Below are 8,840 nucleotides of genomic sequence, written 5' to 3'. Positions count from 1 at the left end.
CCCCTCTGCAATTCTTGAATCCGCTCTTTACGTCACCGACCTCGCCGCTGCCGAAGCCTTCTACACCGACATCCTCGGCCTCACTCCTCTCGGCAAGGTCGAGGGCCGCCATCTCTTCTTCCGTTGCGGAGCCGGCGTGCTGCTGATCTTCAACGCGGAGGCGACCAAGGTCCCGCTCGCGCCCGACGCGAGGCTGAAAGTGCCGCCGCACGGCACATCAGGCGAAGGCCATCTCTGCTTTGCGGCGACCGCCGATGAAATCAGCCGCTGGAAATCCCATCTGAAGGCGAAGAACATCGCTGTCGAAAGCGAATTCGAATGGCCGCAAGGCGGCCGCTCGCTTTATATCCGCGATCCCTCCGGCAATTCGATCGAATTCGCCGAGCCGAGAATCTGGGGACTTTGATGCATTCTCTCGACGGAAAAAAGATCGTCGTTGCCAGCCACAATGAAGGCAAGCTGCGCGAATTCGCCGATCTGATGGCGCCATTCGGATTCGAGGCGAAATCGGCGAAGGACTATGGCCTGCCCGAACCCGACGAGACCGGCACCACCTTCGAGGACAATGCCTATATCAAGGCCTTCGCCGCGGCCAAGGCGACGGGCCTGCCGGCGCTGTCGGACGATTCGGGCCTGTGCGTCGACGCGCTTGACGGCGCGCCCGGCGTCTACACCGCCAACTGGGCCGAAACGCCTGATGGCAGCAGGGATTTTGGCATCGCCATGCAGCGCACCGAAGTGGCGCTGCAGGAAGTCGGCGCCGCCTCGGCCGAGCAGCGCAAGGGTCGCTTCGTCGCCGTCATCTGCCTCGCCTTTCCTGATGGCGAGGCCGAATATTACCGCGGCGAGGCCGAAGGCACGGTGGTCTGGCCGCCGCGCGGCGAGCTCGGATTCGGCTACGACCCGGTGTTCCTGCCCGACGGCTTCAAAAAGACCTTCGGCGAGATGAGTGCCGAGGAAAAACACGGCTGGAAGCCCGGCCAGGCCACGGCGCTGTCGCACCGCGCCCGCGCCTTCCAGAAATTCGCCCAAGCCCGATTGGGTCTGGCCAGGTCAGGTTCGGCATGATCAGGCCCGGCGCCACCATGCCGCTCGACCGCAGCCCCGGTTTCGGCGTCTATGTGCATTGGCCGTTCTGCGCGGCCAAGTGCCCCTATTGCGACTTCAACAGCCATGTCCGCCACCAGCCGGTCGACCAGGAGCGCTTTGCCGCCGCCTTCGAGGCGGAACTGGCGACGATGCGCCAGCGCACCGGCCCACGCGAGGTGACCAGCATCTTTCTCGGCGGCGGCACGCCGTCGTTGATGAAGCCGGAAACGGTGGCCAGGGTCCTGGACGCCGCGGCGAAGAACTGGACGGTGCCCGACGGCATCGAGGTGACGCTGGAGGCCAATCCCTCCTCGGTCGAAGCCGAACGCTTTCGCGGCTATCGCGCTGCGGGCGTCAACCGGGTCTCGCTCGGCGTGCAGGCGCTGAACGACAAGGATTTGCGCTTCCTTGGCCGGCTGCACAATGTGGACGAGGCGCTGCACGCGATCGGGCTCGCGCGGGAGATATTCCCAAGGCTCTCCTTCGACCTGATCTACGCACGGCCAGGCCAGACGCCGGAGGCCTGGGCATCGGAGCTCGAACAGGCGATCGGCCACGCCGCCGACCATCTGTCGCTCTATCAGCTGACCATCGAGGAAGGCACGCCGTTCCACGCGCTGCACGCGGCGAAGAAATTCATCATCCCCGACAACGACCACGCCGCCGACCTCTATGCGCTGACGCAAGAGGTGACATCGGCCCATGGTTTGCCGGCATATGAGATCTCAAACCACGCCCGGCCGGGTGCCGAAAGCCGGCACAATCTGACCTACTGGCGCTATGGCGAATATGTCGGCGTCGGCCCCGGCGCGCATGGCCGCTTCGTCGAGAACGGCCACCGCGTCGTGACCATCGCGGAGAGGATGCCGGAAACCTGGGCCAATCTGGTCGAGGCCAAGGGCCATGGCGTCACCGGAGGCGAGACCCTGACGCGCTCCGAAGAGGCTGACGAGTTCCTGCTGATGGGACTGAGGCTGGCGGAAGGCATCGACCTGTCGCGCTACGAAGCGTTTTCCGGGCGCGGCCTGTCGAGCGCACGGCTGTCGGTGCTGCAAGGCGAAGGGCTGGTGGCGCCGATCGGCAACGCCCGCCTGCGCGCCACGCCCGCCGGCATGATCGTGCTCGACGCCGTGGTGGCCGATCTGGCACGGTAGGCTGGGATGCTGCTCCCAATCTCGAAGCCAAGATTACGCTTCTGGAGGCGGCTGTTTCGCGGTATCTGAGTTGAGACCCGACCGGTGAGGCTATCCGAATGAACCTGCCGCTCTCCTGGCAATTCTGGGCGCTGTTGTCGGCGACTTTCGCGGCGCTGACGGCGATCTTCGCCAAGGTCGGCATCGAGACCATCAATTCCGATTTCGCCACCCTCATCCGGACAGCCATCATCCTGGTCGTGCTTGCGGCGATCCTCGCCGCCAGCGGCCAATTCCAATCGTGGGCCTCGATCTCCGGGAAGACCTGGCTTTTCCTTAGCCTGTCGGGACTGGCGACCGGAGCCTCGTGGCTCTGCTATTTCCGCGCGCTGAAAATCGGCAATGCGGCGCAGGTGGCGCCCATCGACAAGCTAAGCGTCGTGCTTGTGGCGGTGTTTGGCGCGGTCTTTCTCGGCGAGCGGCTCACCGGTGCGAACTGGCTTGGCGTCGCCCTTATCGCGGCGGGCGCGGTGCTGGTCGCTTATCGAGGGTAGTGCTGCGCCGTGGCGGGCGTTCTTGGTTTCGAGACGGGTGATGAAAATATCGAAGCGATTGGGCATCGTCCGGTCAGTGCTCCGTCGTGCTGTCGGGTTCGTTGTCGGGTAGCTTGATCTCTGGTGGCGGGCGGCGCGCGGGCCCCTGCTTGCCGTCCGTGGTGGCGGGCGGCTTCCCGTCTCCTTGCGCGGCAAAGCGCTTGCGGCCTGCATAGTAGGGCTCGAAAGCGTCCTGTATGGTCAGTCTGTCCATCCTGTCCTCCCGGGGGAATCAGGGGCTAAATCTGCGAAAGACGGTTTCGTTCCCTACTGTGGCGAAGGAATGGCGCTCGCCTTGCATTACAGCGGCTTTTGCAACCCGGCGCGGGCCGTGCCAAACAGGGCGGATGATTTCGGAACGTCCTTCGCGGCTCCATCTGGACGCGGGCGCGCCGCTGACGGAGAAGGCACCGGTGACTGGCGAGACGGGAAAGCGCAGCTATGTGATCGGGCAGACCGAGATCGCGGCCCGGCCGCTCGAACCGGCACTCTATCTGGTGGCGACGCCGATCGGCAATCTCGCCGACATCACGCTGCGCGCGCTTGAGACGCTGGCCGCCGCCGACATGGTCGCCTGCGAGGACACGCGCGTGTCGCGCGTGCTGCTCGACCGCTACGGCATCCGCCGCCGCACCACGGCCTATCACGAGCACAATGCCGGCGAGGCCGGGCCAAAATTGATAGCGGCGCTCCAGTCGGGGCAGAGCGTGGCGCTGATCTCGGATGCCGGCACGCCGCTGGTTTCCGATCCCGGCTACCGGCTGGTCGGCGAGGCGCTCGACCAAGGCATTCGCGTCGTGCCCATCCCCGGTCCGTCCGCGCCGCTTGCCGCGCTCACCGCATCCGGCTTGCCTTCGGATGCCTTCCTGTTCTCCGGCTTCCTGCCGGTCAAGGCGGGGCAGCGGCTGGCGCGGCTGGACGCGCTTAAAGCGGTGCCGGCGACGCTGATCTTCTTCGAATCGCCGCGCCGGCTGGCCGAGTCTCTCGGCGCGATGGCCGAAGCGCTTGGCGGCGAGCGCAAGGCAGCGATCGGCAGGGAATTGACCAAGACCTTCGAGGAGATGCGCACCGGCACGCTGCGGGCGCTGGCCGACCACTATGCGGCGGCCGATACGCCGAAGGGCGAGATCGTGGTGTGCGTCGGTCCGGCCGAAGCCAGGGCGAACGAGCCGGCCGATATCGACCGGATGCTGTTGTCGCTCGCCGCCGAAATGCCGGCTTCGAAGGCGGCGGCGGAAGCGGCGAAGATGACCGGCGGCCAGAAGCAGGCGCTTTACCGGCGGCTGCTGGAACTCAGGGACGCCTCTGGAGAGGACCGTGGCTAGGCTCCCGAGCGCCAGCCGTCAAAAGGCCTACCGGCGCGGCCATCGCGGCGAATGGCTGGCGGCGGCGGCGCTGGTGCTGAAAGGCTACCGGATCCTGGCGCGCCGCCATCGCACCCGTTTCGGCGAGATCGACCTGATCGCGCGGCGCGGAGACCTGGTGCTGTTCGTCGAGGTCAAGGCGCGCCGCACGCTGATGGAAGCGATGGAGGCGATCGCCCATGAATCGGAGCGCCGCATCGAAGGCGCCGCCGACATCTGGCTGTCGCGCCAGCCGGATTACGGCAGGCTGTCGATGCGGTTCGACATGATCGCCGTGCTGCCATGGCGCTGGCCTGTGCATGTCCCGAACGCGTTTTACGGGCGCAATTGAGGGCTGCGTCGCTCGGGTTCAGCGTTCGACGGGCCATTCGCCCGCGCCAAGTGCCGCGATCGCCGCGATTATGAGCCGGAACGCCTCGGCGGCGGCCGGCACGGTGGTGCGGGCGCGCAGGAAACTGTGCACGAGGCGCTTCTCCTCGTGCCAGCTCGCTTTGCCGCCGGCGGCCAGGATGCGGTCGCGATAGGCCTCGCCATCCGACGACAGCGGGTCGCATTCGGCGGTAATGACGACGGTGGGCGGCAGGCCGGAGAAGTCGGCGGCGCGCAGCGGCGAGAAGGTCGGATCGTCCGATGCCTGTCTCTTGGCCGAGCGGACGTGGCGGTAGAAGGCGACGTCGCCGGTCGACAGAAGCGGCGCCTCGGCATGCTCGATATAGGAGCGGGCAGTTTCGTCGCCGCCGAGGCCGGGATAGATCAGCACCTGGCCGGCCGGCCTCTTCGCGTGAGCGCGCGTCGCGTGACTGACCGCCGCCGCCAGATTGCCGCCGGCGCTCTCGCCGGACAGCAGCAGTGGCCCGTTCGCTCTGGCCGCCGCCCATTCGAAGGCGGCCAGAGCGTCGTCGAAGGCGGCGGGGTGGAGATGTTCGGGCGCCAGCCGATAGTCGACCGAGAGCACGGCAAAGCCGGTGCCGGCGCAGATCTCGGCGCAGATGTCGTCATGGCTGTCGAGCCCGCCGAGGATGAAGCCGCCGCCATGGTAATAAAGCATCGTGGCCCGCGCGGCCGTGCCTGCCATCCCGTAGTGCCGCACCGCGATGTCCCGGCCGGGGGCGGCGATGAGGTCGTCGCTCGCCGTCACCCCCGGCGGATAGGGCTGGCGAAGCGCCCGGCACATCCTGTCATAGATCGCACGCTGCTTGGCGATCGGCAGGTCGATCGTCTCGGGCGGATACCAGGCGTTGATGCCGTCTATATAGGCCCACAGCGCAGGGTCGAGCCGCGTCGCGTATTTGCTGCGACCGGTCATTTCAGTGCTGCCCACGGTTTCGGAAGGCATTGCCTCAAAGCTCGCTGTAAAGCCTGGCCGCGTTTTCAAAGCTGAAGCGCAGCGGCACCGAGCCCTCGACCTGCCAGACGGCGACGCTCTCGCCAGCCAGCAGCAGGCAGGCGCCGTCGGTGTCGGTGACGGCGCCGCCATAGAGCCGGTTGGCGAGGTTGAGGATTGCGGTCTGGTGCATGGCGGCACTGCCGCTGCCGCAGGCGTCCTTGACCAGCAGCACGCGAAAGCCGCGCGCCACGGCGTCCTTCACGGTGGCATCGATGCAGGCCTCGGTCCACACGCCAGATATGACCAGCCATTCGACGCCGGAAGCCTTGAGCCGATCGGCGGCCGGTCCCGCGCGGAAGGCGCTGGCCTCGGCCTTGATCAGCAGCGCCTCGCCATCAGCAGGCGCCACCTCACGGCAGATCTCGGTCAGCGGATCGCTCTTGTCGGAGAAGGCCGACTTGCCGTCGGTTCCAACAGGGTGAAAGGGCCGCTCCTGCTTGTCGAGATCGACAATGTAGGCCCAGTGATAGAGCGGCACATTGTTCTGCCGCGCCGCCGCCTGCAGCCGCTGGACGTTGGCGAGAATCTTGTCAAAACCCTCGACCAGGTAGCGCGGGTCCTGCCGGTGCTCTTCCTGCAGGTCGATGAAGACAGCGGCCACGGTGCCGCGCTTGACGGAGATAGGGCTTTTCATGCGGATGCGCCTGGCCCCCAAGATACTTCCAAACGCTGGAGGGACAGAGGGGGGCGCCAAGGAATGAGGCGCTCGTTCTGCAGCTGCGATGCGTCGCCGAGGCGGGCAGTGGATGTCAAACCTGCTTCTCCAGAAACTCATCCTCATAGGGGAAGCGCGACAGGAGCTCGGTGCCGGTCTCGGTGATCAGGATTTCATCCTCCAGCTTGACGCCCTCGCGGCCGCCCTTCTCGCCAATATAGCTTTCCACGCTCACCACCATGCCTGGCACGATATGGCCGTCGCGACCATAGGTTTCGTAGTCCATGGCGTGCGCGATGAAGGGCGTCTCGCCATGCATGCCGACGCCGTGCATGACCGAGGTGTAGCGCTGGTCGACGAAGCGGTCGGGGATCTTCCACGCCTTTTCGGCGATCTCGCGGAAAGCCATGCCCGGCTTCACGATCGAGATATTGTGCTGAACCTGGTCGTGCGCCATGCGGTAGAGCGATTTCTGATAGGGGGTCGGCTTGCCGGGCCCGCAGCGGAAGGTGCGCGAGAAATCCGAATAATAGCCATAGCAGCCGATCGTGTCGGTATCGAGCGCCAGCAACTCGCCCGGCCGGATTTTTCGCCCGCTGGCCTCGTTGAACCAGGGATTGGTGCGCTGGCCGGACGTCAACAGCCGCGTCTCGATGAACTCGCCGCCCTGGCGGATGACCTCGCCATACATGATGGCGAACAGCTCGTTCTCGGAAACGCCGGGCTTGATCGCCTCGCGCACCGCATAGACGGCGGCTTCCGCGCCGGCCATCGACACCTGCAGGCATTTCACTTCCTCCGGCGTCTTGACCGCGCGCACCGCCAGGATCTCGCCCTGGCAATCCCGGACCTCGCAACCGCGCTTTTCCAGCGCCAGCGCCTGCAGATGGCTGCAACGGTCGAGCCCGAGTTTCATCGAGCCGCCGCCATGCTGCTTCAGGAGTTCGGCGATCTCGTCGGCGAAGGGACCGGCGGTCTCGTCGTCGCGGCCCGATACCGACGACCAGACGAGCTTGGAAGGACGCGCCTCGTCGATCGTGTCGAGCACCATCGAGACATGGTAGCTCTGCGGATATTCGAACAGCACGATCGGCCCTTCGGTCGGAATGAAGAAATAACGGGTCGAGTTGCGCAGAAAATAGCCGAACATGTTGCGCGAGCCGGTGGCGTAGCGCTGGTTGTACGGGTCGAACAGCACCACGCCGCCATAGCCGGCCTCGCGCATCCAGCCGCGCAGCTTGGCCAGCCGGCCTTTTCGAAGGGCGTCGGCATCGATGAAGGACGGCTCGGTGTCGGACAGCCACATGCCGCCCGCCGAATCGGCCGCCGCGGGGTGGCGCATGCGGTCCTTGAAGTCGACGTCTTCAGTGCTGTCGGGGTCGAATACGACGATGCTCATGGGGGCTGACCTTGGGTGGTTTGCAAGATCAGACCATGGCGCAGGAGGGGCAGGGGAATTGTGCGGAAAACCGCGTGGGTTGTGCGGGATGCCGCTGGGGTAATGAGAGATGCAGGTGCCAGTCGCCCCCCGCTGTCCCGCCAACGTCTCTCAGTGCCAGCAGGACCTCTAATGCCGTCGCGCCAGCTTCGGCGGATGGCCGTGCTCCTCGCGAAAGGCACGCGCGAAGCTAGACATCGAGGCAAAGCCGCAGGCGAGCGCCACGTCGCGCACGGCGAGCGTCGAGTGCGCCAGGAGATCGGCGGCGCGTTTCAGCCTGAGCCGCCGATAGTAGCCATTGGGCGAGATGGCGAGTTCGGAGCGGAAGGAGCGTTCGAGCTTGTCGGACGACACGCCGAGCCGCGCAGTGAGCTCCGCCATGCCGAGCCGCTCCTCGACCGCGTCCTCCATGATGGCGATGGCCGACAGCACCAGCTCGTTCCGGACGCCGGTACGCAGGCGCAGCGGCATCAGCTTGCGGTCGACGCTGGAGCGCAGCTGGCTGTGCACGAACCATTCGGCGACGCCGGCCGCAAGCTCGGCGCCGTAGTCGCGGGTAATGATCTCCAGCATCATGTCGAGGCTGCCGACGCCGCCGGCCGAGGTGAAACGCTTGCGGTCGATGACATAGAGGTCGCGCCTCAGCTCGACATTGGGAAAGGCCTCGGTGAAGGCCGCCTGGCTGGTCCAGTGCAAGGTGCAGGCATGGCCGTCGAGCAGGCCGGCGCGGGCGAGGAAGAAGGCGGCGTCCGCCACCGCGCCGATATGGGCGCCACTGCGCAAGCTGCGGCGGATCCAGCTTGCCGCATCCTCGGCAACGAGATGATCGGCATCGCCGCCTGAGCAGACGACGATGCGGTCGACCTTCGGCGCATCCCCGGCATAGAAGCGCGGCTGGATGACGACGCCGTTCGAGGCCTCGACCGCGCCCTGGGTAGCGCCGACGATGATCCAGCGATAGCATTCCCGCTTCGCCAGCACATTGGTCGCGCGCAGCGGCTCGATGACCGAGCTGAACGCCATCATCGGAAAGCCGGGGAAGACCAGCACCGCGAAAGTGAGGGGCGTATCGGGAGATGTGTCGCGCGTGGGCATGGGGCGCTACAATTCGGGCAGATGGGGTTTGGGGTCAACGGGGTTGTGGCTGGCTTTCTGCGAAGTTGGCGCTGCCCCTCATCCGC

The 8,840-nt window shown here is 66.2% G+C and carries 11 protein-coding genes; 6 read left to right on the top strand and 5 right to left on the bottom strand.

All coding sequences use genetic code 11. From position 1 onward, the window contains the following. The 4 genes from LB541_RS08620 to LB541_RS08605 all read left to right on the top strand — a co-directional run. The coding region (locus tag LB541_RS08620) for a VOC family protein (protein ID WP_224618180.1) at positions 1-406 on the top strand (406 nt) is incomplete at its 5' end. After that, the gene (rdgB, locus tag LB541_RS08615) at positions 406-1,068 is read left to right on the top strand and encodes an RdgB/HAM1 family non-canonical purine NTP pyrophosphatase (protein WP_224618179.1); all 663 of its coding nucleotides are present in this window, start codon (positions 406-408) and stop codon (positions 1,066-1,068) included. The genes LB541_RS08620 and rdgB, both read left to right, overlap by 1 nt. Beyond that, entirely contained in the window at positions 1,065-2,243 is a 1,179-nt protein-coding gene (hemW, locus tag LB541_RS08610) for a radical SAM family heme chaperone HemW (protein ID WP_140649503.1), read from the top strand. Before rdgB ends, hemW begins: the two co-directional genes overlap by 4 nt. A gap of 98 nt (positions 2,244-2,341) precedes the next feature. After that, positions 2,342-2,776, top strand: coding sequence for an EamA family transporter (locus LB541_RS08605; protein ID WP_140491827.1), 435 nt, complete (start codon positions 2,342-2,344; stop codon positions 2,774-2,776). 73 nt (positions 2,777-2,849) lie between these two features. Here LB541_RS08605 and LB541_RS08600 read toward each other — a convergent pair whose 3' ends face one another. Continuing rightward, on the bottom strand, positions 2,850-3,029 hold the full coding sequence (locus LB541_RS08600) for a hypothetical protein (protein ID WP_140491829.1): 180 nt from the start codon (positions 3,027-3,029) through the stop codon (positions 2,850-2,852). Positions 3,030-3,228: 199 nt separating this feature from the next. On the opposite strand from LB541_RS08600, the gene rsmI reads away from it, so the two are divergent. Both rsmI and LB541_RS08590 read left to right on the top strand, forming a co-directional pair. After that, complete coding sequence (gene rsmI, locus LB541_RS08595; RefSeq protein WP_181171610.1) at positions 3,229-4,140, top strand: 16S rRNA (cytidine(1402)-2'-O)-methyltransferase; 912 nt, start codon at positions 3,229-3,231, stop codon at positions 4,138-4,140. Continuing rightward, positions 4,133-4,510, top strand: coding sequence for a YraN family protein (locus tag LB541_RS08590; protein ID WP_181168306.1), 378 nt, complete (start codon positions 4,133-4,135; stop codon positions 4,508-4,510). Before rsmI ends, LB541_RS08590 begins: the two co-directional genes overlap by 8 nt. 18 nt (positions 4,511-4,528) lie before the next feature. On the opposite strand, the gene LB541_RS08585 is transcribed toward LB541_RS08590, so the two are convergent. The 4 genes from LB541_RS08585 to LB541_RS08570 all read right to left on the bottom strand — a co-directional run bounded on the left by LB541_RS08585 (position 4,529) and on the right by LB541_RS08570 (position 8,754). Further along, positions 4,529-5,485, bottom strand: coding sequence for an alpha/beta hydrolase (locus LB541_RS08585; protein ID WP_140649497.1), 957 nt, complete (start codon positions 5,483-5,485; stop codon positions 4,529-4,531). A gap of 34 nt (positions 5,486-5,519) precedes the next feature. Then, the gene (locus tag LB541_RS08580) at positions 5,520-6,200 is read right to left on the bottom strand and encodes an isochorismatase family protein (RefSeq protein WP_140491835.1); all 681 of its coding nucleotides are present in this window, start codon (positions 6,198-6,200) and stop codon (positions 5,520-5,522) included. Between the two features lie 115 nt (positions 6,201-6,315). Beyond that, the gene (locus tag LB541_RS08575) at positions 6,316-7,620 is read right to left on the bottom strand and encodes a M24 family metallopeptidase (protein ID WP_140649495.1); all 1,305 of its coding nucleotides are present in this window, start codon (positions 7,618-7,620) and stop codon (positions 6,316-6,318) included. Positions 7,621-7,788: 168 nt separating this feature from the next. After that, complete coding sequence (locus LB541_RS08570; protein ID WP_140514117.1) at positions 7,789-8,754, bottom strand: GlxA family transcriptional regulator; 966 nt, start codon at positions 8,752-8,754, stop codon at positions 7,789-7,791. Positions 8,755-8,840 lie beyond the last annotated feature (86 nt).

This window comes from Mesorhizobium sp. BR1-1-15 (genome assembly GCF_020165475.1).
Taxonomy (GTDB): Bacteria; Pseudomonadota; Alphaproteobacteria; order Rhizobiales; family Rhizobiaceae; genus Mesorhizobium.
Note: the sequence above shows the minus strand (reverse complement) of the source record. Positions and strands in the feature narration are given on the sequence as shown.